The following is a 22,768-nucleotide window of genomic DNA, read 5'->3' as shown; positions in this document are numbered from 1 at the left end:
GAGCGCAACGATGTCTGAGGCCCAACTGCTAAAGAGGGCAAAACGGCCCCCTGCTACGCCCACCGTAGCTAGGGGGCTTTTTTATGCGAACTAACCGTACTCATTCAATGTGGCGAGTTGTGCTGCTCGACACGGTTTATGTGCTGCCTATGTGTTACTGTGCGGCACTTTAAACCTAGAGGGGTGTATTTTGAAATTCAAAACACTGGCAATGCTATGCGCAATGAGTTTTTCTGCGGTCGCTCATGTAGATATAGACCCTAACGATGAATATGGTTATGGCCAGCATGATGCGCAGAGTTTTAAATTCAGCGTAGAGAGTTGCAATGAGAAAGTGCCGGTGCTGCTTGGTAATGCTCAAAAGAAGAAATTTACGCAGAATGACGTGTCACTATTTAAGGTGCTGCATGAGAAAGTGATGGAGGAAAATAATGTTGCAAAGGAGGCATATCGCAGTGGAATTAAATTGGTCAACATGCCCCCCAAGAAAGACCTCGACAAATGCTATGGCTACTTATCAGATTACATGAGTCTTTACAGCGCAGCCCTCTCTGCTCGGGGTTAGCATCTGGCGTTCCACTATAATGCCTCGCTGTTTACTAATCCCTGCGCTTTGGAGTCCTAAACCCCAGGTGATAGATAGCAATCATGGTACTCACGAAGAAGAGTAAGAACGGCAGCACAGTCCTGAATGGGAATGCACTGGGGGCCTGCCCCTCTCTCGGTATGGTCATCATCTTATAGTCACGAAAATGCCAGATTCGACCGCTCATATCTGCCAGACGGTAAGACCGGTCCCAGGCGGTGGTGACATCACCCGTGAGGGTTTGATCGTTCGGAAGTGTCACGGTGACTTGATGGCGAACAGTGCTGACCGATTGCCATTGAACGCCAAAATCCATGACTCGCATTGCCAGCCATAACCAGCACAAACCGGCTAGAAAAATCACAGGGACATCGAGTGTTCTATTCAACATTCATTGGGCTTCCTTGCGAAGACAGCCAGATCTGACCGCCTGCAGACTTGGCAGGTAAGTACCGCTTTGCAAATTAGTGGTATGCCTCAACCAGATGCTCACCGCGGGACGAATAGGTGAATATGCCGCTTCCACATTGCCCACCGATCGCTGGCTGCATGTAGCCCTGCCGGTGGTCCCAATCCTCACACGTCTGTTCGATCTGGTCGTAAGTGACCTTGAATCGTTTGGCGACATCTCGGAAGGTCGGGTACTGAGCGGCGTTGTTGATCAATTCATCCACCAAGCAGCAGTTCCCCAGCGGCTTTTCCTGGATTAGTTCAGTGCCTGTCGAACAGGCATTCCTAGTCCTATGACTTTGTTCAATACCTTTACCCCAGCCAGCATTTCGCCGACCTGGGCATTGTGGTTTCTCAGGCTCAGTTTGGGACTAATCAGCTGTTTGTAACGGTACATCGCCGTTTCCGCTTTCGACCGCTGGTGATATCCGGACTGTTTTTGCCATTCGCCCAGTTCACCGGCTTTAAGTGCCTCAACGGCTTCGTTTCGTGGATGCCCTTCTTCCCATAAAGCGGCATTCTTGCGCGGTGGTATGGTGGCCTTGATACCTTTTTTCTTTAGCAGGGCATGGCAATCCCGTGTGTCATAGGCGCCATCGCCACTGACCTGTTCTATCTCGCGCCGCAACGGATTGAGCAGTGTCGGCAATACCTCGTTATCAGCGATGTTTTCCAGACTGCTTTCTGCTGCAACGATGGCATGAGTAGCAGCATCCACAGCAAGGTGCAGCTTGCGCCAGACACGGCGTTTCTCCTTGCCGTGCTTACGCATTTTCCACTCACCTTCGCCGTAAACCTTGAGCCCGGTGGAGTCGATGACCAGGTGTGTCACTGTCCCCTTGCTCGGTGCCCGGTAGTTGATTTCCACCGTCTTGGCCCGCTTGCTGATGCAGCTGTAATCGGGTGATTTCAGTGGCACAGCCATCAGTTTGAACAGCGAGTTAATGAAACCTTCAAGTGCGCGGAGGGGTAGATTAAAGAGCCCCTTGAGCATTAAAGCCGTTTCGATGGCTGTGTCGCTGTAGTGAAACCCTCTACCTCTGCGCCCATGGTGGGTATGGCAATGCCATCGCCGGATAGCTGACGCATCCATCCAGATAGTCAGAGAACCACGTTGTACCAAAGCCTGATTGTACTGTTTCCAGTTGCTGATCTTGTGTTTTGGCTTGCCCATCTGACGCTCCTGGGGGTGAACCTAAGAGATCAGATCACTGAACTGCCGAATAGTTCCCTGATTTGAGCAACAACGCCGTACTGAGCGCCTATCGCTTTCGCTGCAGGCGTGGTCGCATATTCGCTGGCATAACTGAATAGTTCAGATGGAGACACAGAGCATTCCTCTAATCGCGTAGGGGTGAAGCCATCACGCAGCGTGGTTAACATCCTGGTATGGGGTGGGCTGGGGTTCATCGGTGGCCGTTACACTGGTCGGCATTGACTACAGTGATGGCCACCCGGTGTCAGTGTCGGGGATCATGTGGGGTCCGCTTCTTTACTTCAGGAGCAGGGTAAAGCTCCTCGTGATAGAGGGACACGAGGTGTTTGACGGCCGCCTCGATCTCACGCAGTCCCGTCAGGCGTTTAGACAGAAGCCCGCGGTTGACGCCATGTTTCTCCGCAGCCTCCTTCTGAGTGCTGCCTAACACCATCACTTCATACATGGCCTGGATAATGGCGTCTGAGGTCATCTTGGTCAGCGCTATTAGCCCGTCGAATTGTTTCTTGTTCATCTACGAAGTCCTACAACAACCAACGGATGATAAGGGTCATATTCTCTCTCCGGTAAGCGTCCCTCAAAGTAGCTTGGGACGCCCCATAGGCAACATCGAGTATCCGTCCGGGCAGGACTCTGACCATGATGTGGTCGGGCTACCGGGCAGAGTACCCATCTATCATCCCTGCTAGGCCGGTCATAAAGCAAGAAAAATGACTAATAAAGGTCATTTGGTTGCTCGGAGTGGCAGTCTTAGCCGGACATTTTGATTCTGCAGCGTTAAAAATGAAAAAAGCCACTGTGTGTTGAACACGAGTGGCTTAGTGAGTTAATGGAACATCATGCCGGTCAAGGTCACGAGTTCACGTAAGTTGCGGAACAGCTGGCCGTGCGCTGCTTTCGCAGAGCTTGGCTCGTTGTCGAACATGCACATCTCTTTGATCACGTAACCCTTCATGGGAACACGTTGGAGATAGCACAGAGCGGAGTTGTCCGCAGTGGTAATGGCACCGTTGAGCAGGGTCACCTTGAGGGTGTTAAGACAAACTCTATATTCGAAACCATCTCCTTCCCGAACAATGCTGTTCTCGGTATCGAGCGTACAGCGCCGTTGCTGACGTTTCAGCAGATCAGCGAGTTGAGCAGTGATGGAGGTGCAACCACCGGCGTTAAGCAGGTAGGCGGCGTTCAGTTGGCTCAGATTAGTGATGCACATAATATGTTTCCTTTGCCAAAAGGCATTTAGGTCCAAAAAGGACATGGTCAAGACCGGTCAGGTCTTTGATCGGGGGGTATATCCAGAAGGATTGGAGCAATGCCCTCTCAGGTGAGAGGGGCATTGTTGGGGGGGTTGCTTAGGCTGCTTTGTGGGTCGGGGCGCTGAATTGCGATCCGGCACCACCAGACAGTGCTGCGAGCATATTACTGCCCAGCGCAAAGCCGACTGCTTCGAATGGTGGCCAGCAGACAGACTGCCCAAGAACCTCATGGGCGGTTGTATCACTTAACCCGTCGATAATACTGACGGGAATACCTTTACCTCTAGCGTGCTCAATAGGAGTGAGCAAACGAGAGAGCGCAGGATCAGTTGGATGACAAATAAACGGCTCGGTGGAGCGCGCCTTATTATACCCCTTGGCCACACAACCATATTTTTCGTCGCTTGCTTTAATTAGCTGGCGGCGAAATCCTTTCCCAGCCTCTAAATCTCTCAATTCTTTATCTGCCAGGTAATCATAAGTTTTCCACATCGGTGAATTATCTGGAATATTCTCCAAAATATCACCAACACAGGATTCTTTGACCTTGGTAGGAATCAGAGTTTCGAGCACTGCCGTTTCCATGGCACCGGGGGTTCTGGCAATAACACAAAGCCGTTGCCGATCCTCGATACAGCCATGTTGACTGGCATCTAAGATGGTTTCTTCCAGCACGTAACCGCGACTGGAAAGCACCGAACGGATGACCGCCATACTCGCCGTGGACGAATATGGGACCACGTTCTCGATGACCACAATGCTGGGGTTTAGCGCAGTTACCGCCGAAAGGAAGTAATAGAACAATGCCCCTGCTTCTTGATGGTCTTCAGCGCAAGCCAATTTGTTTTTAGCTCTGCCAGATAAACTAGCGCCTGTGCATGGGATTCCAGCACAAACGACATCTACAGATGTGCCGCGTGGATTGAAATGCTCAATACCACCCTCAAACAAAACAGAATCTGCTTTGAACAAATGGTAGTTGTTGGCGAGCGAACTCTCCAGATACTTCGACTCAAGCTCTACGGCGACCTTCACGTAACTGGTAACACCAGCACGTTCAAGCCCTGCATGAACTGCATTGTCCAGTACACCACCGCCGTGGAATAACGACGCCACAGTGATAGCTTCCCCCGTCGCCAGCTTGCGCTGAAGACGTTCGACCCGCTCCTTAGCATCACTGCTAGAGACCTGGGCGGTTATCACCATTTTCTTGTCACGAATGGCAATGCGGATCTCTTCCGATTCGGAAAAGAGGTCCAAAAATTCACGACTATTCATGTCAATAACTGGGAGATAACTCTCGTCCGAACCCCTCAGCTTGCGCCGAGAGACCGTGCCAGAATAATTCTCCAAGTCAGTCCCAAAGGTCACTTTCACTTGGCCCGTGTCACCGCCGATGTAAAAATGACCCACTAACGCCGGAGTAAAGTTGACCCACCTGGGCCAAGATCGTGGCTTTTGAGCCACGCCCATGTTGACCCAGGAGTTATCAGTGGAAATCAGAGTGTTGGCCCGTCAGGGCATGAGCATCCGGGCTATCGCCCAGCAATTGCGGGTGTCCCGTAACACGGTTCGCAAGTATCTGCGCAACCCGGGCCTGCCAATCTATCCCAACCGAGCAGCCCGACCAACCAAGCTCGATCCTTTTAAACCCTATCTGCAAGCGCGTATCCAGGCAGCGAAGCCACACTGGATCCCGGCGACGGTTCTGCTCAGGGAACTGCGAGAGCATGGTTACACTGGCGGGCTCTCCCAGCTCAAGGCCTGGTTATCGCCTCTGCGCCATGACGCCTCTGGCACCATCGTCCGTTTTGAAACGGCCCCCGGTAAACAGATGCAGGTCGATTTCACCATTATCCGCCGCGGCAATCGGCCTCTAAAGGCCTTTGTTGCTACCCTGGGATTTAGCCGCGCCAGCTATGTCCGTTTCTTCGATCACGAACGTAATGATGCCTGGTTGACCGGACTGCGTGAGGCTTGTCATTTCTTCGGTGGGGTCCCGCAGGAGGTGCTATTTGATAATGCCAGCACCATCATCCGCGAACGGGATGCCTACGGTGAAGGTGACCATCGTTGGCACCCGGCCCTGCTCGCCTTGGCCGAAGAGTTCGGTTTTCGCCCCCGCGTCTGCCGTCCCTACCGGGCCCAGACCAAAGGCAAGGTCGAGCGCTTCAACGGCTACCTCAAACGCAGTTTTGTCACCCCACTAGCAGCCACCCTCAAGCAGGCAGGACTGGCGCTAGATGTGTCAACCGCCAATGCCCATATCGGCCCCTGGTTGCAAGACATCGCCAACCAGCGTAGCCATGGCACTACCGGTGAAGTCCCGGCTATCCGATTGCAACAAGAGCTGCCTCATTTTCTACCCCTGCCACAGGCGCTACCCGTTAGTCCCGGCACCACGGCCACCGCGCGCCCCATGCCGCTGGAGAGCTTGCAGCATCCGCTATCGGTATACCAAGACCTGCTGGAGGTGAACGTATGAACTTGCAGCATGAACGCCTGATGGCCCTGAGTCAGGCGCTGCGCTTGGAAGGGATTGCTGCCCAGTGGTCAACACTAGCTCAGAAGGCGGCCAACGAGGAGGCGAGCTTCGCCGATTATCTGGAGTGGTTGCTGCACGCAGAGCAGACCTTGAGGACCGAGCGCACCCGCCAGACCTTGCTCAAATTGGCCACGTTACCCGTGGTCAAAACGCTGGAGCAGTACGACTTCGGCTTTGCCAGTGGCGCACCTCGCAGCCAGTTGCAGGAGTTGGCCAGCCTGGCTTTTATAGAGCGTAGCGAAAACATAGTGCTGCTGGGCCCAAGCGGAGTGGGCAAGACGCATCTTGCCATCGCACTGGCCTATCGGGCTCTGATGGCTGGCATCAAGACCAGATTTATCAGCGCAGCAGACCTGATGTTGCAGCTGCAAGCAGCTCAACGACAGGAGCGGCTTAATGCCTACTTCAGCCGTGTCGTGATGGGGCCGCGTTTACTGGTGATCGATGAGATAGGCTACTTGCCGTTTGGGCGTGAGGAAGCAAACCTGTTTTTCAATGTGATCGCCAAACGTTATGAGAAAGGGAGCCTGATCTTGACGAGCAATCTGCCCTTTAGCCAGTGGGCCAGCACCTTTGCCGATGATCAGACACTAACGGCAGCTATGCTCGATAGACTGTTACATCATGCACACATCGTTCAGATCAGCGGTGAAAGCTATCGTTTGAAAGAGAAACGCAAAGCGGGGGCCACACCCAAAACCAATTAACCCCATGTCCGGGTGGATCACTTTTCAATCGGCGAAATTAGCCAGAGTGGATCAGTTTTCGGTCGGCGTTGACAGGCCCGCGTCCTGATCGAAATTCAGTTGGTATTTCATACCAATCTCGATTCCTTCGCGTTCCAATTTCCGACCTTCGAGCCACACGCGGGGTAAACCTTTATTTGTAGAGCCGATCTTAGTTGCGATTACAGTAGCCATAATAAAAATCTCCATTGCCAAAAGGCATTTAATTCCATAAAGGAAGGGTGTCGTATTACCGAATGGGTAAGTGAATAAGCCTGAAGGAAATCAGGCTGATTTTGAGCGCAACATAACCATCAGTTGAAACGCCTCTTGGTAAAGTCGTTCCAGGTTGTCGTAGGTAAGGTAAATAACAGCTCCATTTAAGAAAGCTGCCTTTTTCCAACCAGCGACCACAGCTACTTCGAGAGCAGAAATATACTCATCGACATTGCTATGCCCAATCTGATACCGGTGCCCGTCCATTACCAACCAAGCAGAGGCTTGTTTAGTGCAGGTATGGGTACAGCCAGCATCAAACTGGTAGGTATCGACATGCAGCATGTCGAAAGAGATGGAATATTGGCCACAATCAATATCAAACACGTAAGTCGAATTAAGCACTGCACAGTTGGAATCAATTTGACGCGACGTAATGGAGTCGGCGTGTTTGATGGCAATAGCGTTGATCTGTTCCATGATAAATATCTCCATTTGCCATAAGGCATGAATTTCCATAAAGGGGTTGGCAGAAACCAAAGTTTCTTAGGGACCAACCAAGAAGGTGTGGTCCCTAAGCGGGTCATGCGTACATCAAAGCGGCAGTCCACACATGGCCGAACAACCGCTCACCGAGCGCAAGGATCTCGCTGGCGATACGGTTGTGGCGGTAGGGTGTGCCGATGACCAGGTTTGCTACACGAGTGGCCAGCAGAACTACGTGGCTATCGGTATCCCCCTGGAAGAGGTCGTGTTTGGCTTTGAAGTGCAGCGCCAGGAGGTCACCCTCTATGCGAGCCAAATCAGCCATGACTTCCAACTGCTCCAAACTCACCAGCGTTTCGGCCAGCGGGGTCTGGATCTTACAGACAGCGTCCACACCCTGAGCCAACAGGCGAGTAGCTTGGCTACTCAGCGTGCGTGCTTTGGGGTGGGAGAGAGGGCTTGCAACAAAGGCCATCGCGTCGTTAAGAGCGCGATTAGCCAAAGTGTAACGACCCTTCATCCGGCACTCTTCTGCATACGAGAAGAGCGCATACGCCCGGTTTACCCGTTCCTCTTCGCTTTTCAGCGTTTTGGCGTCGACATTTCTAACAGTGCAGGCTTGCTGTCCAGCTGCGGTATAGAAGCGCAGCGTGAAAGCGATCTGACCGTCGCAAAGCACAGCGAAATTCGCATAGCCTTGTACTGAGGCGGACATTTGCTTTACCAGCGAAGTAACGAACTGTTCGCAGTCTTGGTTATTACCCTCGAAGACAAAGTTGGTCTGGCTATCAAGGGTGTAGGCTTTGAAGTTGCTCATAGGGGTGCTCCATGCACGACAAAGGCACCTCACGAGGTGAGGTGTCTTGCGTCGTCAAAATGCCAAAATGGCGGTGATGACCGAGAAGGTCGTTAGGTGGCTCAGTGAGCCTTTGAGGTACTGCTAGACATGAGTTGGCGCATCAGGTCGGTCACCATGGCCAGTCCCCGTTGCCAGGTACTGGTTTCAGTGAGCCGATCAAGCTCGCCGGGAATAAGCGTGCGATAGCCCATGTAGATGGCGTCTCTCAGAGCTTCTTCCGGGGTGGTGTAACACATGTGGCTTTGCGGGCCATGGCTGTCGTAGAAAGAGAGCCGATAGCCGCCGTTATAGCGCGGTTCGGGGAACACACAGGCTAGGTCTGCACGATCTCCTCCACGGCTCAACTCCAGGCCACACGCATCGCCGCCGTTTCTGGCAACGATGTCGTCTATCACCTTTTGTCGGCACTGGTTGATGTAGTCCTGTTGCTCCAGCAGAACGGTGATGATGTCGATGTCGACGTCATCAGAGTCTGCCGGTAAGCGGGCCAGGAAATCTGACATAGAAGCGGTAGGTTCCACCGCCAGGTCGGCAATCAGATCAGGGCAGGCCCTGATCTCAGCTTTACTCGGCATGATGTCACCCTCCTCAGTGGAACTCGGCATTGAGCGCTTGAACTGCCCAATCTGTCCCGATATAGCCCCACACCTCGTCAGACACACCCGTTTCCCATTCAGGATCATCTTCGGTGCCTACGTTTTCGAACGTCGCTACGACAATCCCATAGCATTCGCCAGCGAGATAAGCGTTGTACTCATCGAGCACGTTTTGACACAGCGCAGTCCGAGCCCGGTCGCGTCCAGTCTCCAGCATGGCGGCGGTAGCCGTTTTGCCAGAGGCGAACTTCACGAGCCAAGTCCACGCATCTGCCCAGGTAGCGAACTCCGGTTCCACACTCTCTCCCGTTGTTACCTTCCATCCTTTGCCACGACCCATGTCTTCGATGTTGCCGAAGGCATAGATGGACTCGTTGTGGTTGATATTGTCGAGAGCGAGCTCATCGGGTACCCAGACTCCAGCCCTACGTGCGGTATCCCAGTGGCAGCTGTTATGCGTCCCACTGATACTCCACAGCGTGCCTGAGTGCTCATAGCAATCGAGTGATACAGCGTCACGGTTACCAATGACGCCGCGAGCAACCAGATCACTCCACACATCGGTCGCCACTTCCAAAGAGAACGAGAAGTCCCAGAGGTCTTTCCCGCTCACGCTCCCACCAGCGGCCTGCTGCTTCCAGAAAGCGGTAGCACGGCGCTTGAGGTACGCGGTTGTGGATTCGGTCTTGCGACCGGTGGACTCAGCCCAAACACAAAATTCGGCCCGGATAGAGGCTTGCCGTATCCATTCCTTACGGAACGCATCTTCGGCAGGGCCCCCGTTGCTCAACAGCTCCAAATCTGGCTGCCAGTCGGCATCCAGAGCCAGCGCTTCTTGCATGTGCGGGTGTTCGTCTCGTGCGTGACGGTGTGCGGTGAACAGGTGTCCCTGACCATCGCAACATACCATCGGGTCTTCACCATCCAGATCGTCAGCCAAATAGCCGACCTTGAGGGTATTGCCCTCTTGCTTGACTATGAAATCCTCGAAGTCCATCACGAAGGAGGGTGCTACGGGGAAGTCCAGCTCACCAATTTCGGTTTTCAGTGCGGTAGTGTTCATTGAATTGCTCCATTGCCAAAAGGCATGTAATTCCAGAAGGGAAATGTCGTATCGCCGGATGGCGATGAGGTACAGGCAGGCATTGGCCGATTCAGGGTGAACCAGCCTGGTGCGTGCTTAAGTGGGGGTGTGACCGATGAGGGTCACGGAATGACGCCAGGCCCACGACTGCACCCGGTGGGGTGAGTAGTGGGCTGGTGGCGTGTTTACTTGCGGCCCATGACCATCTGCAGAACCTCAGCGAACATCTCGGGGAGATGTTCAAGGTCAGCGCAGAAGGGTTGGAGCTCAGGAGCCAGACCGTGCAGCATTTCGTTACCATCGCCAAAGCGAATGGCACAAATCACACAGCCGTGCTCTTGTGCGGCAGGAACGACGTCCCGCAGGTCACCATAGCCATCGGTGAGGATGAACACGATCTTCGTGTCTTCCTTCCGGTGAGCCAGATTTCCCATTGCAGCAAAGGTGGCTTGCGCCGTCTCTGTGCAACCATTTGGCCAGGACAATTGGCTCAACTGTCCGCGGGTCTCCCAGTCATGAACGAGGTTTGCATCGTCATTGAACTGGATAACAGACACCGCGAAGTCCTTGAGACCTTGCAGAGCTTTAACCAGGGAGGCACAGGCCACACCCGCCGGTTGGTGAGTGACAGGCCACATGGATCCACTGGTGTCCAGCATGATCTGCACGGCAGCAGAGGGGGTCTTTGCACGGGTACTGTGCTCAAACACCCGCAGATTGCCCGCAGGGATACCAGCTAACCGACGCCCGTTGAGCTTGCTGCCCGAGGTACGAGCAGTGGTTTTGCTGGTGGTAAAGCTCGCGCACCATTTCTTCAATGAAGTTTGAGCTGATTGCACTGCACGTTGGTTGATCTCGTACTGGCACTTGTTCGGGGTCATGTAGCGGGTCAGCACCATGGAATCCACGAAGGGATCCAGTGTGCCGGGCTCATACGTTTCCTCGAATCGAGCGTTCATGCGCTTGGCCACACCAGAGCAAATATCCTCCGGCATGATCTCGTCACCACAATCGTCGAACCAGTTACGGTCAGGTGTATCACCCTCGCTCGGACCGTTGCCGGTACCGTTCAGAGAGTCAGTGTCACCGCTTGCGTCACCGTCAGCTTCGCCTTGGGCATCGCCTTGGGCATCACCATTGGATTCACCGTCAGCATCGCCTTGGGCATCATCATCGGATTCACCGTCAGCATCGCCTTGGGCATCACCATCGGATTCACCGTCAGCATCGCCTTGGGCATCACCATCGGATTTACTGTCAGCATCGCCTTGGGCATCACCATCGGTATCACCTTCAGCATCATCGCCTTCGGCATCACCATCGGTTTCACCTTCAGCATCATCGCCTTCGGCATCGCCATCAGCGTCACCATCAGCACCGTCGCCTTCATCTTCCGATTCCTCAGAGTCAGACTGCTGTTGTTGCTGTTGCTGTTGCTGTTGCTGTTGCTGCTCTTTCTGCTGCTGTTCCTCTTCTTTCGCCTCGTTCAACCAATCAACAATGTCGAGGGCCAAAACGAGAGCGCCTTGGGAAGAACTGATCTTGCTCAGCCGGACAAAGCCTTCCACGAACTTCGCGTGAAGCTCAGGGCTGACGCGACCTTGCAGCAGGGAGAAAGCCAGTTCGGATCTCTCCTTCATGGCCAACTGCTTGAGCAGGTGATAGCGCCCACCGTAGAGGTAGAAGCAGGACACCAGCGAGGTCAGGCCCATGCCTTGGGAGGGCATAGACCACATATCGCCACCTTCGCACAGCTTCTGCACCATGCGATTGAGGTTGATGGCAGCGCCTTTGTAGCGCAGACCAATCAGAGCCTCGATCCGAATATCCTCAAGGATGTTGGTCAGGTGTTTCACAGTGCTACCGGCAGCATACGAGGCTTTCACCACGTCCCAGTCGGTAAAGCGGACATGACCACATTCATGGTCGATGTAGCCGTCCACCAAGAGCATGTCCTGTTCGGTCATGTTTTGGTTGATGGCAACCGTGATCACCCAGTTATGGCCAACTTGTTGGCAGTAGGTGCCATGGCCAGTTACTACCTTGGTGTTTGCTCCGCCAACGGTGGAACCCAAGGTGCTCAGAACCCGCAGGTTTAATTTTTTCATGATTTCATTCCTTGAAAAAAAAACCCTCCGGTTAAGGAGGGTTGATGGCCAGAAGGCATAGTTAAATCCCAAAGGATTCCCAATCGTATCCACCGTCAACCGTTACAGCTGGTGCTGCAACAGTGGCCGGGGTGAACACGGGTGCAGGTGCTACCGAAGTGGTACCTGCTGGATTGAAGATGCTGTTAAGCAGATCGCCATCGACTTCAGCCTGGTTGTTGGTCATCCAGGTATTGATTGCCTGTGGGTCTGCCAGCACACCGAGGTATGCGAGCACGTTCATTTGCTTGTCACCAACCAGGGGCGGGACAAGCGTGGCGGCCAGGGTGTCAAAGGCATCGCTAAACGACCCAAAAGCTGGGTGCAGTATCGCGAAGTCTTTGCACTTCTCAGCAAGCCGTTTGATGGGCTTAATCGACTTGGGGTCGATCTGAGATTTACCGAGCAGCTTATTGATCATGCCTTGCGCGTCTTTGGATATTTCATCCATCGCCGTGTCGACAATCTCATTGGCACAACCATTGAGGTCGTCAGTGAGAGGTTGGAAGACCGACGGAGTCGGCATGTGGATCTTGAACGTTGCCCGGAAGGTATCCCAAGGCAAGCGCACTGCATCAATAACACTCTGCACTGCAGCAGGTTGTTTGCTCTTGTGGTCGTCGATCAAGCGATCGTAAACCGGCTGAAGCAAATCAACCTCATTCATGAACCGTCCCTTCTCTATCTCAAACTCATGGATCAGTTGATCCAGTTTGGCGAGAGGTACCAAGGTACCTGCTCCCCATGCAACGCCGTAAGACTGGATTAACCGGTCGATGGCGTGATACACGGTCGACTTGAAGCGCAGTTTGTCACCTGGGAACCAGACGACGGAGCCAGCGTTGATGGCATCACCGTTCAGGTGGTTGCCATTCAGCACTGCTTCTGCACCTTTCAGAGTTGCCTTGCCGTCAGACCCACGCTTGATGGGGCTTTGGACCAGAGCAAAACCAACTTTCATCAACACTTCCATTGAATCGTTCATAAGATCTTCCTTTTTCGCAGAGCGAATAGAGAGCGCACAGCGCTGGGGTTTCATATCCGCCGGACGTGCCAAATCTCATCAGTCATGTCTGACTGATGGGGCATCGTCCGTTGGAGTAGGGGTTTACCTGTCCGAGAGAACAGGGGGTGAAACACGTTGCAACATTGCAGCGGGCTTCGATTCCTGGGTGTGATCAATCGCACTAGCCATTGCTGACTAATGTGAGGGACACAACAGGAGGGGCTTGCCGGGGGGAGACTGCTTAGAGGGTATTGTTCAGATCACCAGTGGTGGTGAGGTCTGTAGACAAGTTCATACCCAGTATTCTCTGGCAGATGCCATCAAACACTTCACGGTCGGCTTGGCTCAACATATCGCGGTAGGCGAAGTTGATAGCCTCGATGAGGGGAGTTTTCGAACCGAACGCCATGGCAGCTTCCAGCACGTTGCGCTGAGCGCGGGTGCTATAGATGCTGTCCATAGGACGGTCAATATTCCCATCACGTTCAGGACCGAGAGCCGCATCGCGACACTCATTGGCAAGTCTAACCATTGCGGTCAAAAAGCCTTTTTTGAAGCGAGGGAAAGCCATTTCTAGCATTCTCAACTCTTCAGATGCAGGAAGGTACTTAACCTCTATTCCAGCCCAACGTGCGCGAAACGCAGCGTCGAGAGGACGGGAGGACAAATACCTGACTGAAGTACCATCACCGATAGTGTTGGAAGTGCCCCACACACGAGTGTTTGGGTGCTTATCAATCACTTCACCGGTTTCAGGTATGGTGACAGATTTGCCATCACAGATTGCGTGTAAGCGACTGGTGACTTCATCGGAGACCTTATCGACCTCGTCAAACAGTATCCAGCCACCATCACGATAGATCTTCATGATGTCTGACAAAACGTACTTCGTAATCACTCCATCGCCTTGCGGGTTTGGAAGTAATCTGACGCCGCCATCAAGGATGTCGGGAGTCATCGAGCCGTGGCATTCAACTCGTGCGAGCGGAATACCAAGTCGAGCAGCGAGGTAAGTGACCAGTTCAGTTTTACCTGTACCGGTTTCACCACGCAGAAGCAGGGACTGTCTCATGGATGGAGAGCTGGCCCAGATCAATGCTTTCTTACACTCCATAGCTGGCACCACATAATTGAGCGGAGCAGCTGGAACGAGTCCGGCATATTTACCTGGGTTAGCGCAGTGAATAGCTGGGAATGCAATTCCGAGCTCTGGCAACCTGATATTTGCAGCTTCCAATCCGAAGACTGGGGTATCAACAACAACAGGGTCCAGAGTAACAACGTTAGTAGCGTTCATATAAATCTCCTTGTCCGAAAGGGACATTGTCATAACCAAAAGGTTTGGATCTCTGGCCGAATAGTCAGAGAGGGGGTCATAGCCAAAGGGCTTAATTCAACTAAGGGGTAATCAGAGGTCTAGCAACAAGCACTCGCGTACCTGTTTAACAAACTCACGACGTGAACAGTTATAGACATCCAACCAATCAACGCCTTTCTTACCTTCTTTGTCGAATCCTGGGGGTTCCATAGGAACGAGGATCCGAACACAGAAGCCTTCTTGCCGTAATCTGACCGCCAGTGTTTCAGCAGAATCAAGTCCAGCTCCACCGTTGTAGTCGTAGTCAGCGAATATGATCACTTTCTCGACTTCTTTGGGGATCTGTACGGCTTCAAGCAGAGCAGTTGAGTAACACGACCAGGTAGGGAGTCCAGAGCCAGCCATTACAGCAAGTCCAGTCTCGATGCCTTCGGTGAGTGCCAAGATGTTCCCACGCGGTCCTTTACGGGTCGGTGCGAGACGAATGGCGGAGCCCAACAGTTCTTTTTTCTGGCACGGAGGAGGCAACATCATCTTGCGATGAGCGCCTTTGATGCCATGACCGTTTTCATCAAGATAGAGCCGATGGACAGTAGCAACTGAACCGTCTGGCTTTCTCATGACTCCAAGGATGGCGTTTTTGCGAGACACGGTGGCGTGTTCGTCGCGGTGGTAAACATTGGTTGCAACGAGCAGATCAGCGCACGGTATCGCAGGGATGCCACGGCTTTCGCAGTAACTCTTGTAGAGACGGTGACCAGCGGAGGGCTGAGCACTGTTCATCAGGGCACGCAGAGTTCCAGCACGCTTCTTTATCTCATCCTCGTGGAGGATGGGAACGCGGTTGGAAACAACATGTTTGACCTGGGTGGGAGCAACTGTACCGCCGAGCAATTTGATGATGTGCTTGGCAGCTTTACCGGGGTTATTTTCACAGGAGGGTTCAAGGTGCATGATCATATCAATTCCACTAGGAATACGACCGAGATCGTTATGAAAACCAGCGCCTGAATCTTCCCAATCTTTATAGAGCCTGAATTTAGTATCGCCTTTGCCAGTAAATGGGCAGGGCACCTGAGACTTTGTGGCGGCCTGCATAACGCTTGGATAAAGCGTATATACAGAAGACCATCCACCGCGAGAAGACACAAGATCCCACGCTTGTTGAATGATACTCATAAAACCTCCACATTATTTCTTAGCACGCAAGTAACTCGGAGTGTCATAAAAACCCTCGTCATACATTGGAGCCAGCGGTTGCACATGCTTGTTACTGAACATCTTTGCGAACTTCTTCATCAGCTTTTTCATATAAAACTCCTGCCAGAAGGCGTTAATTACCAAAAGGTATTAGTGGGTTACTCAATGAGTGAAATACTCAGCGAGTGGGTATCCAAAAGGATGGATGGTTGGTATTGCAGTGCTCAATCAGCGGAACTTATCTGAGGTCAACACTTCCTCGGGAATAATGCCGAAGCAGTTAAATCCACGAGGCAGGACTACAGGAGTGTATCGCTGAGAACAAGGCTCGACGAACAATCCGGGTGGTAAGGTATTGCTTTGCTTTTTGGAATTTGGAACGGTCTAGCGTGACTGGGTGTGCGAAGTGAGCAAGTCACAAGCAACCAGAAAGAGAGACCATTAGAAAGACCGGGTTCCTAGATGGAGATATAGGACCAGAAGGGGGGGAATATCCGAAAGGGATGGGGGTGGTATCGAAATAACACAGAGCTCAATCAGCGGAACTTAGCTGAGGTCAACACTTCCTTGGGAGAGAAAGCCGGAGCAGTCATCATCGCAAGGCAGGACGACAGTAGTGTATCGCTGAGATTAATGTAGTTTCGATGGTTCCAGAAGGAAGGGTACTGCAGGTGTTGCGGTTTTGAGAGGGCAACGGACTCTTAAAGCAAGCAGCGAGGTGCGTTGTGATGTTTTCACTAACAACTCGTTACTGTCACGTACTGCGATTACAGGACGCCGCGTTTGATTGACAAGGAACGCTTAAACTTGCGTGAAGAAAGCACTAAACAAGCAATATATGCTTGAGAAGATTATTCAACACGATTGGGGAAACCGGGCTTGGTCTGTGTGACCAAGGGTAAGTGCGACGCATGACAATAGCCCCAGTCCTTCAAACCCTGTGGCAGCGTAAAGCGGCAGGCTTGGGGAGTGGGGTCACTGTCACAGCGCAAAGCGCGGGGCTTCACATGAGTGCTGATGTCCTGGGAGGACGACAGCTGGTGGAGCCGATGGCCCAAGAGGGCGGAGTATGCGGGCAAAGGGTAGCCTCACGACTAACATATTTGCACAACTTTACCCTGTCAAGCCATCATGCAGCGTTTATGTCAGAAAAGGGACCGTAGCCCGGTTCGTTCGGATCGGCCAGATAGCGCACCCATTTAACCGGCAGCAGGCGGTCCAGCAGCAGCTCATCGAGATAGTGGGACCGCTCCCCGTGGGTATGGAGTTCGAGGCGATGAATAGCCCGCGTCATCCCGACATACATCAGGCGGCGCTCTTCCTCGATCCCCTCTTCGGTATCGACCTTGGGACTGGGGATGCTTTTCACGTTGCAGTCCACGATAGCCACATTGTCCCACTCCAGCCCCTTCGAGCCGTGCAGGGTGGTGAGTACCACGACGGTAGGCTCCAGCTTGAGCTCCTTGTTCTCCCGCGTCGGCGTCAGCCTGCCGACAAACATGGTCAGCCGCTCGTGCCAGCTGCCGGTGCTCTCCTCCAAGATCTTGAGGATGCTCCGTGCAATCGCGAGGTTCTTCTTCTCCTCGACCAGCTGCTCAATGGCTGCAGTCAGGAGGGTTATGTTGCGCTTGATAAAGACCGGGTTGATGGTGTCGGCAAAGACCGTCGTCACCACCTGCAGCAGCTGCTTCCCCTTGCTCTCGGGAAGCAGGTACAGGGCCGCCGAGATGTTCATGGCTCCCCGCTTTTCGAACTCGTTGAGGTCGTCCCCCTGTAACTTCATCAGGGCGGTCAGGGCGTAATGAGCGCTGTCATCCACGTTCTGGTTGAGGATCATTCTGAACACCCGCAGCAAGCTATCTCCGGTGGAGGTGGTCCAGATCGAGCGGCCCGCTGTCCTCCGGCAAGCAATCTTTTGGCTGTGCAGTAGCAGCTCAATCTTGTCCAGATGAAAACCCGTGCGTGCCAGCACTGCCCAGCTGCCGGTGTGGCGGGTGATGTTCTCAACCAGGCTCTCATAGGAGAGCTCGCGGTTTGCGGCTTGAATGATGGTCACGTTGCCCGCGTGGTCGGCGGCCGCCTTCATCTCCTTGGGGATCCGTCCCTGGTTGGTGGTGATGATGCGCTCAGCGGCCTTCAGGATGTCGCCGCCGCAGCGGTAGCAGGTAGAGAGGTAGTAGGTCTTGGCATCAAAGCGCTCGGTGAACTGGGACATGATCTTGAAGCCGAGTCCCCCCCGGAAAGAATAAATGCTCTGGTCATCATCACCGACAGCGGTGATGGACACCCCGCTGAGCGCATGTTCTTCCATCCAGGCCAATTGGACCTCGTCCGTGTCTTGGAACTCGTCCACGATCATGTGGGTGATGGCGAGCCGCTTGATTGCGCCCTTGCGCAGACCAAACACCACTTCTCTGCACATCAGGTTGAAGTCGATGAGATTGCGCTCTTCCAGCACACTCAGGTAGGTGCGGGTGATGGTGGAGATGGTGTTGACGTCCATGTTCAGCTGGCGGGTTTCAAGGTCGATGGTCTGCTTGGCTTCGTCGTGCTCACCCATATAGCCGCAGGCCATCATGGCTTCGCTGACCTTGCCCTCAAACCGTCCATCCATGATGAGGTCACACTGCTTGGGCAGGGTCTTGTACTGCTCAAGGATGATGCCGTGGAAGGTGGAGACCCCAACCCGGTCGAAGTCCTTTTTACTGAGCAGCAGGCGTAGTTTATTGGCAATGCTGGTGGTGGCGGCGCGGGTGAAGGTGACCATCCAGGGCCGAGCCTTGCGGTTTTGCTCCAATAATTTCACCAGTCCCGCTATGCAGGTGGTCGATTTTCCGGACCCTGGCAGGGCGACGGTCAGGTTGTTACCGGTGCGCGACACGACCGCGTCGGCAATGATGGCTTGTTCGCTCGACAGCATGAGAAATCCTGTTCAGTTGCTAACCAGAATGCTCTAAGATGGCAATCACGGCCAATTAAATGCGTTTATGGAGGCGCTATGCTGAGCAAGATACCCGCCATCCCGTTCACTGGCAATAAAGCGAGTGGCTTGCGCTTCTGTCACTCGTGCTATGGCTTGGTGGAGTCAGCCAATGACTGCACTTGCAGTGTCTGTGGCGTTGAATTTGGCCAGCGTACTGCTTTGGTTCGACGGATTGTGGCACCGGCTCTGCTGGCCCTGTTCACCGTAGGGGTGAATGCCAGTGAGTGTCCGCAGCTCTACCTGGCTGAGCGCGAGCCCGAGATCACAGCACCCCTAGAAGGCGATTTTTATGAGTTGTGCGGGTCTGAACATGCGGTGATGCTGTCCGCACAGAATCGCACCGCGATCTATTCTGTCGAAAAGCTGACCCCGCGACAGATAAAGGGGGCCTTTGAAATCAGCCGCGGTGACCACGAGTTCTACGAGGATTACCGCTTGCCGGAAGAGGTGCGAGTGTCGTCCTTTATCTATAAACATTCGGGACTCGACCGAGGCCACCTTGCGCCAGCCGGAGACTTCAGCACCCAGGCCACCCAGCGGGAATCTTTTGCCCTCTCCAACGTGGTGCCGATGACCCCAGAAGTGAATCGTGGGATCTGGTCGGACATAGAGCAGACGGTGCGTTACATGGCCAAGAAAGGGGTAGTCAACGTGGTCACAGGGCCGATCTATCTGGGCGAGGTGAAAACCCTGCCTGGCACCATGGTCCCGATCCCGACGGCCATCTTCAAGGCAGTGTATTCACCCGGAGCAAACAGCGTTGGCGTGTACCTGGTTGCTAATGGCACCGATCAGAGTGTGGCCAAGCTGAGCCTGGCCGAATTTACCAAGCTCAGTGCGCTCGATGTCTTCCCCGGACTGCCAGATGAGATCAAGCAAATCAAGGGCGCGTTGCCGGATCCGATTATTCGATGAAAGGTAGGTTCTTCAAGGCTTTGCGAGGTCGGTCAAAGTATTTTCAGCAATGATTGATACCCTGCTGCGCGTGGTCATCCGATGGGCCACAGAGAAGCGACAGACGCCAGCCCGCAGGAATGGAGAGTCGAACAGTGATTGTCAGTGCTGCAGGAGCGCCATGAGGCTCAGGTAGCAGAGGTAGGCAAGGAGGTAGGCTTTGCAACAACAGGTTGTGCGGTTAGAGCCGCTGGATAGGCAGGCGCTGGTCGCTGCTATCAAAGACAATATGGGTTCAAGGGTTGAGTTCGCGAACGGCTGCTATCTGCATCTGGAGCCGCAATACGGCCTGCTCTGGGGCTGCACCCCCTACGGGAGGGATTGGGCGTGTCAGGCAGGCAACCAGGCGGCATCGGTCATTGCCAAGTGGGTGGCGTTCTGGAATGAGCCGCGTGACGAACATGGCATGTTGATGAACGTTGCTGACGAGCCCATCCTCGAAGCGGTTTAGACCCTCGATATAACCGCTGCCCGATCTGCGATGACTCGGGCAGTCACGTAGTCTCCACAGGGTTTCCTGGCTCGTGCAGGAAGCCCTTCATTGCTTCGGCTTTCGCGCCGTGGGTTGCAATCTTACCGAACTCGTAATCTACTGTAACAAGGCGTTAACCTTGACAGGGAGGTTCGTGTGCGCAAGCGGAAGGGATTGATAAAAGGCAATTTTGAGTTGCGGGATGTGTGCCGCTCGTTTGTGATTGGCGGCCTATGCGGGCTTGGTTGTGGGGTGATCCAGACCGGCTACAGCCCCTACATGTGGCTCTGTTTTGGTACCTGTGCCAGCGCCTGTGCGATGTCCCGAGCTGTTCACTGGAAGTTCCGGCGCTACTATCTCACCCGGCGCGTACAAGGGCTGGAGACCCACTAGGAAGTGAAAAGGGAAGCAGGGTCACTGCTTCCAATACAGGTTTGGTCTGAGTTGATGTCTGGGTATGGGAAACCCTAAAGACGTTTCCAACCTATCACGCACTAAGTGGTCCGTCCAGTGCGAGCCGCGGCTCTCCACCCTCACTCTGCAGCACGATGTTGCGACACTTCGGATAGTTGCTGCACCCTAAAAATGGCTGGCCCTTCATCGCGCCCCGTGTGCCTATTCGCGGCACCAGGAAACCTTCGCACTTCACACAGGGCTGGAGGCTGACTTCAACAGCTGCTGCACCCGCGCTCCCCGGCGCAGGCTTCTCCATGATCTCGATGGTGTGGCACTTAGGGTAAGCGCTGCACCCCCAGAAGTGTTCCCCCTCTAGCGCTCCGCGCTTGCCGACCCGTGTCACCATCGGGCTGCTGCACTTTGGACAGAGCTTCCTGACGTAACCGCTGACGTCTTTCGCGCCGCTCAGCTCGTCTTGCGGGGCCACGTTAGGCAGGTCAGTCCGGGTAAATACCGGCTCATTGGCGGCCACTGGGGCGGTGCCCGCGGTTTCCTCGCGCTGGTGTGTGGCTGGAACCGGCTTTGGTGTGGTCGCAACTCTCGACCGGCCCCGTTTGCCATGGCGAGCATTGAGGTTGGCTATGTGGGCCTTATTGGTCTTGTAGCCTGGGGTGAGTCGCTGCTTTTCGAGCTTCCTGATGCAGACCTTCACTTGTTCATCGGAGAGCAAGACCTCTTGCTTGCGCTTGACCCAAGGGACCACACCACCCTTGATCACGTTGTCTGGCATCGGGGTCTTGAACTTCGCATCGCCTAAGAACACGACCAGCGAGTGGATCTGCTCATCGGCCAGCGCCAGCACCTCTTGTATGGTCTTCACATGCAGGTAGTTCTGCCTGAGAGGATTCTGGAATCGAAATTTTTTGCGGTAAAACGTCTGGGTCCAGGTCGGTTGCTTGGCGTCACCGAAGATCCAGCCGCCCATGTTCTTGGTCTCGATCACGAACACCCCATAGGGTGACACCAGCACATGGTCTATCTGGGTGGTGCCGTTTGGTGTAGGCAGGGTGAGGTCATGGAGCAGATGGTACTTCTTGCGGTCAAGAAAAACCCGCAGGGCAAAGTTAGAGCCCATCTCAGCTAACTTCCCTTTGCCCCATGAGGTGCGCCCCACCACGATGAGGGCTGCAAAGAACAGAAAGACGAAGAGGTTGATTCCATAGCTGGCCTGAAAGGTAGTCATCAGCTGGGACAGCCGTTCCATAGGGGACGCTCCATGTAAAAAAGCCGAACCCACATCTGAGTTCGGCAACAGGTCAGGTGGCTTTGGGGTGAACCTGACGATTCGGAGTGCAAGGAGCGTTCATGTACAGAACCTTAAGCGGCAAGCGAATTAATAATACCGTCTAACGTGTTGTTTTGCTTGGATTTTCTCTGCCTACTCTTTTTGCCGTTTTTGGATAAATACACCATTGCCCACTCCAACTTCTCTGTTATTTCCTGCCACGCACCATGGATGATGCTCGCCAATATCGGCATTAACCAAAGCGCGCTGTTTTTGGCAATCTTCAGCATCGATAACTCCGCGCTGCCAATCAGCGTCAGCGCCAGCCGACGTTTGACCAGCAAGGCCAGCAAACTAGCCCAGATCAAGCCTTCCGCTATCGCTTTTTGTCGTGTCGCGAACGCCTTCAACCGGTTATGTGATTTCAGCTCTTTGAACAACAGTTCGATCTGCCAACGGCAACGATACAATGCCATCACCTTCTCGGCTGGCCATCGCTCACGCGGAAGATTGGTCATCCATATACAGAACCGTTTTTCCTCTGCAAACCAACGTCTTATGAGTCGATATTTATACTTTCCCGAACTCACATCCAGATCCAGAACCTCGGCTCTGCAGCTTCTCCGATCGATATCCTTGAGCTTTTTTCCGAGTAACTTGGGCATTTCCCTGCCGTCCTGTCGGTAAGCTGCCTGTACTTTGGGATTGAGATTTTGACTCCCTCTGACCAGATAGCTTCCTTTGGCTTTGGTCACATCAGCAAAGTACTCGCGGCTGATGTAACCGGCATCCGCCAATAACAGTTTGTTATTTAACGAATTTGCGGCCGGAAGATGCTTGCGCTCCGATTCGGTATCCGCCGTGATACTCATCGATATCGGCGACTGGTCCAGCAAGGACATGGTCATATGACACTCTACCGCAGCGGGGCTGTGCTTATTGAATCGGCCCGGGAAATGTTCTGCCAATTGCGGATGTAACGCGAATG

The 22,768-nt window shown here is 53.7% G+C and carries 23 protein-coding genes; 5 read left to right on the top strand and 18 right to left on the bottom strand.

Annotation, left to right across the window (positions count from 1 at the left end):
* Positions 1-190 precede the first annotated feature (190 nt).
* Complete coding sequence (locus HKD46_RS10725) at positions 191-565, top strand: hypothetical protein (RefSeq protein ID WP_171865422.1); 375 nt, start codon at positions 191-193, stop codon at positions 563-565.
* 34 nt (positions 566-599) lie between these two features.
* On the opposite strand, the gene HKD46_RS10720 is transcribed toward HKD46_RS10725, so the two are convergent.
* The 6 genes from HKD46_RS10720 to HKD46_RS10695 form a co-directional block, all read right to left on the bottom strand.
* Entirely contained in the window at positions 600-977 is a 378-nt protein-coding gene (locus HKD46_RS10720; RefSeq protein ID WP_114523101.1) for a hypothetical protein, read from the bottom strand.
* Positions 978-1,050: 73 nt separating this feature from the next.
* Positions 1,051-1,260 (bottom strand): hypothetical protein, encoded by a 210-nt coding sequence (locus tag HKD46_RS10715; protein ID WP_221414065.1) that lies wholly within the window; start codon positions 1,258-1,260, stop codon positions 1,051-1,053.
* A 32-nt stretch (positions 1,261-1,292) separates the two neighbouring features.
* On the bottom strand, positions 1,293-2,210 hold the full coding sequence (locus HKD46_RS10710) for an IS5 family transposase (RefSeq protein ID WP_171865420.1): 918 nt from the start codon (positions 2,208-2,210) through the stop codon (positions 1,293-1,295).
* Positions 2,211-2,496: 286 nt separating this feature from the next.
* Positions 2,497-2,766 carry a PapB/FocB family fimbrial expression transcriptional regulator gene (locus HKD46_RS10705; RefSeq protein WP_114523103.1) on the bottom strand — a complete coding sequence of 90 codons (270 nt, stop codon included), beginning with the start codon at positions 2,764-2,766 and terminating at the stop codon, positions 2,497-2,499.
* 312 nt (positions 2,767-3,078) lie between these two features.
* Positions 3,079-3,465, bottom strand: coding sequence for a hypothetical protein (locus HKD46_RS10700; RefSeq protein WP_171865419.1), 387 nt, complete (start codon positions 3,463-3,465; stop codon positions 3,079-3,081).
* Positions 3,466-3,604: 139 nt separating this feature from the next.
* Positions 3,605-4,786 carry a DNA cytosine methyltransferase gene (locus HKD46_RS10695; protein WP_171865418.1) on the bottom strand — a complete coding sequence of 394 codons (1,182 nt, stop codon included), beginning with the start codon at positions 4,784-4,786 and terminating at the stop codon, positions 3,605-3,607.
* A gap of 193 nt (positions 4,787-4,979) precedes the next feature.
* Between HKD46_RS10695 and istA the strand changes: the two genes are divergently transcribed.
* Both istA and istB read left to right on the top strand, forming a co-directional pair.
* The gene (istA, locus tag HKD46_RS10690) at positions 4,980-5,993 is read left to right on the top strand and encodes an IS21-like element ISAeme17 family transposase (protein ID WP_101880927.1); all 1,014 of its coding nucleotides are present in this window, start codon (positions 4,980-4,982) and stop codon (positions 5,991-5,993) included.
* Positions 5,990-6,760, top strand: a complete 771-nt coding sequence (istB, locus tag HKD46_RS10685) for an IS21-like element ISAeme17 family helper ATPase IstB (RefSeq protein ID WP_043172592.1) — start codon at positions 5,990-5,992, stop codon at positions 6,758-6,760. The genes istA and istB overlap by 4 nt, the downstream gene beginning before the upstream one ends.
* A 51-nt stretch (positions 6,761-6,811) precedes the next feature.
* Here istB and HKD46_RS10680 read toward each other — a convergent pair whose 3' ends face one another.
* From HKD46_RS10680 to HKD46_RS10635, 10 genes are all read right to left on the bottom strand, one after another.
* Positions 6,812-6,973, bottom strand: coding sequence for a hypothetical protein (locus tag HKD46_RS10680; RefSeq protein WP_171865417.1), 162 nt, complete (start codon positions 6,971-6,973; stop codon positions 6,812-6,814).
* Positions 6,974-7,063: 90 nt separating this feature from the next.
* Entirely contained in the window at positions 7,064-7,474 is a 411-nt protein-coding gene (locus HKD46_RS10675; RefSeq protein ID WP_171865416.1) for a hypothetical protein, read from the bottom strand.
* Between the two features lie 103 nt (positions 7,475-7,577).
* Positions 7,578-8,297 carry a hypothetical protein gene (locus HKD46_RS10670; RefSeq protein ID WP_171865415.1) on the bottom strand — a complete coding sequence of 240 codons (720 nt, stop codon included), beginning with the start codon at positions 8,295-8,297 and terminating at the stop codon, positions 7,578-7,580.
* A 101-nt stretch (positions 8,298-8,398) separates the two neighbouring features.
* Positions 8,399-8,914 carry a hypothetical protein gene (locus tag HKD46_RS10665; RefSeq protein WP_161507897.1) on the bottom strand — a complete coding sequence of 172 codons (516 nt, stop codon included), beginning with the start codon at positions 8,912-8,914 and terminating at the stop codon, positions 8,399-8,401.
* Positions 8,915-8,927: 13 nt separating this feature from the next.
* The gene (locus HKD46_RS10660) at positions 8,928-9,998 is read right to left on the bottom strand and encodes a hypothetical protein (RefSeq protein WP_114523107.1); all 1,071 of its coding nucleotides are present in this window, start codon (positions 9,996-9,998) and stop codon (positions 8,928-8,930) included.
* Positions 9,999-10,204: 206 nt separating this feature from the next.
* Positions 10,205-12,127 (bottom strand): VWA domain-containing protein, encoded by a 1,923-nt coding sequence (locus tag HKD46_RS10655; RefSeq protein WP_171865414.1) that lies wholly within the window; start codon positions 12,125-12,127, stop codon positions 10,205-10,207.
* 61 nt (positions 12,128-12,188) lie between these two features.
* A complete protein-coding gene (locus tag HKD46_RS10650) occupies positions 12,189-13,151 on the bottom strand; it encodes a DUF3150 domain-containing protein (protein ID WP_161507895.1) in 963 nt (320 codons plus the stop codon).
* Between the two features lie 262 nt (positions 13,152-13,413).
* Positions 13,414-14,469, bottom strand: coding sequence for an AAA family ATPase (locus tag HKD46_RS10645; RefSeq protein WP_161507894.1), 1,056 nt, complete (start codon positions 14,467-14,469; stop codon positions 13,414-13,416).
* Between the two features lie 111 nt (positions 14,470-14,580).
* Entirely contained in the window at positions 14,581-15,669 is a 1,089-nt protein-coding gene (locus HKD46_RS10640) for a toprim domain-containing protein (RefSeq protein ID WP_171865413.1), read from the bottom strand.
* Between the two features lie 1,150 nt (positions 15,670-16,819).
* Entirely contained in the window at positions 16,820-18,610 is a 1,791-nt protein-coding gene (locus HKD46_RS10635) for a UvrD-helicase domain-containing protein (protein ID WP_171865412.1), read from the bottom strand.
* A gap of 78 nt (positions 18,611-18,688) precedes the next feature.
* Between HKD46_RS10635 and HKD46_RS10630 the strand changes: the two genes are divergently transcribed.
* Both HKD46_RS10630 and HKD46_RS10625 read left to right on the top strand, forming a co-directional pair.
* Positions 18,689-19,588 (top strand): DNA/RNA non-specific endonuclease, encoded by a 900-nt coding sequence (locus HKD46_RS10630; protein ID WP_171865411.1) that lies wholly within the window; start codon positions 18,689-18,691, stop codon positions 19,586-19,588.
* Positions 19,589-19,787: 199 nt separating this feature from the next.
* Positions 19,788-20,078, top strand: coding sequence for a hypothetical protein (locus HKD46_RS10625; protein ID WP_114523321.1), 291 nt, complete (start codon positions 19,788-19,790; stop codon positions 20,076-20,078).
* 508 nt (positions 20,079-20,586) lie between these two features.
* On the opposite strand, the gene HKD46_RS10620 is transcribed toward HKD46_RS10625, so the two are convergent.
* Both HKD46_RS10620 and HKD46_RS10615 read right to left on the bottom strand, forming a co-directional pair.
* On the bottom strand, positions 20,587-21,759 hold the full coding sequence (locus HKD46_RS10620; RefSeq protein WP_161507892.1) for a nuclease-related domain-containing protein: 1,173 nt from the start codon (positions 21,757-21,759) through the stop codon (positions 20,587-20,589).
* Between the two features lie 113 nt (positions 21,760-21,872).
* A partial coding sequence (locus HKD46_RS10615; protein ID WP_171865410.1) for an IS4-like element ISApu2 family transposase occupies positions 21,873-22,768 on the bottom strand: 896 nt, incomplete at its 5' end.

The sequence above is a fragment of the Aeromonas sp. TW 6 genome (assembly GCF_013168745.1).
Classification (GTDB): Bacteria; Pseudomonadota; Gammaproteobacteria; order Enterobacterales; family Aeromonadaceae; genus Aeromonas; species Aeromonas caviae.
Note: the sequence above shows the minus strand (reverse complement) of the source record. Positions and strands in the feature narration are given on the sequence as shown.

Excerpts from the sequence above, each read along its gene's own strand:
- HKD46_RS10720 (WP_114523101.1), bottom strand. The coding sequence starts at position 977 with ATGTTGAATAGAACACTCGATGTCCCTGTGATTTTTCTAGCCGGTTTG.
- HKD46_RS10710 (WP_171865420.1), bottom strand. The coding sequence starts at position 2,210 with ATGGGCAAGCCAAAACACAAGATCAGCAACTGGAAACAGTACAATCAG.
- HKD46_RS10705 (WP_114523103.1), bottom strand. The coding sequence starts at position 2,766 with ATGAACAAGAAACAATTCGACGGGCTAATAGCGCTGACCAAGATGACC.
- HKD46_RS10700 (WP_171865419.1), bottom strand. The coding sequence starts at position 3,465 with ATGTGCATCACTAATCTGAGCCAACTGAACGCCGCCTACCTGCTTAAC.
- HKD46_RS10695 (WP_171865418.1), bottom strand. The coding sequence starts at position 4,786 with ATGAATAGTCGTGAATTTTTGGACCTCTTTTCCGAATCGGAAGAGATC.
- istA (WP_101880927.1), top strand. The coding sequence starts at position 4,980 with ATGTTGACCCAGGAGTTATCAGTGGAAATCAGAGTGTTGGCCCGTCAG.
- istB (WP_043172592.1), top strand. The coding sequence starts at position 5,990 with ATGAACTTGCAGCATGAACGCCTGATGGCCCTGAGTCAGGCGCTGCGC.
- HKD46_RS10680 (WP_171865417.1), bottom strand. The coding sequence starts at position 6,973 with ATGGCTACTGTAATCGCAACTAAGATCGGCTCTACAAATAAAGGTTTA.
- HKD46_RS10675 (WP_171865416.1), bottom strand. The coding sequence starts at position 7,474 with ATGGAACAGATCAACGCTATTGCCATCAAACACGCCGACTCCATTACG.
- HKD46_RS10670 (WP_171865415.1), bottom strand. The coding sequence starts at position 8,297 with ATGAGCAACTTCAAAGCCTACACCCTTGATAGCCAGACCAACTTTGTC.
- HKD46_RS10665 (WP_161507897.1), bottom strand. The coding sequence starts at position 8,914 with ATGCCGAGTAAAGCTGAGATCAGGGCCTGCCCTGATCTGATTGCCGAC.
- HKD46_RS10660 (WP_114523107.1), bottom strand. The coding sequence starts at position 9,998 with ATGAACACTACCGCACTGAAAACCGAAATTGGTGAGCTGGACTTCCCC.
- HKD46_RS10655 (WP_171865414.1), bottom strand. The coding sequence starts at position 12,127 with ATGAAAAAATTAAACCTGCGGGTTCTGAGCACCTTGGGTTCCACCGTT.
- HKD46_RS10650 (WP_161507895.1), bottom strand. The coding sequence starts at position 13,151 with ATGAACGATTCAATGGAAGTGTTGATGAAAGTTGGTTTTGCTCTGGTC.
- HKD46_RS10645 (WP_161507894.1), bottom strand. The coding sequence starts at position 14,469 with ATGAACGCTACTAACGTTGTTACTCTGGACCCTGTTGTTGTTGATACC.
- HKD46_RS10640 (WP_171865413.1), bottom strand. The coding sequence starts at position 15,669 with ATGAGTATCATTCAACAAGCGTGGGATCTTGTGTCTTCTCGCGGTGGA.
- HKD46_RS10635 (WP_171865412.1), bottom strand. The coding sequence starts at position 18,610 with ATGCTGTCGAGCGAACAAGCCATCATTGCCGACGCGGTCGTGTCGCGC.
- HKD46_RS10630 (WP_171865411.1), top strand. The coding sequence starts at position 18,689 with ATGCTGAGCAAGATACCCGCCATCCCGTTCACTGGCAATAAAGCGAGT.
- HKD46_RS10620 (WP_161507892.1), bottom strand. The coding sequence starts at position 21,759 with ATGGAACGGCTGTCCCAGCTGATGACTACCTTTCAGGCCAGCTATGGA.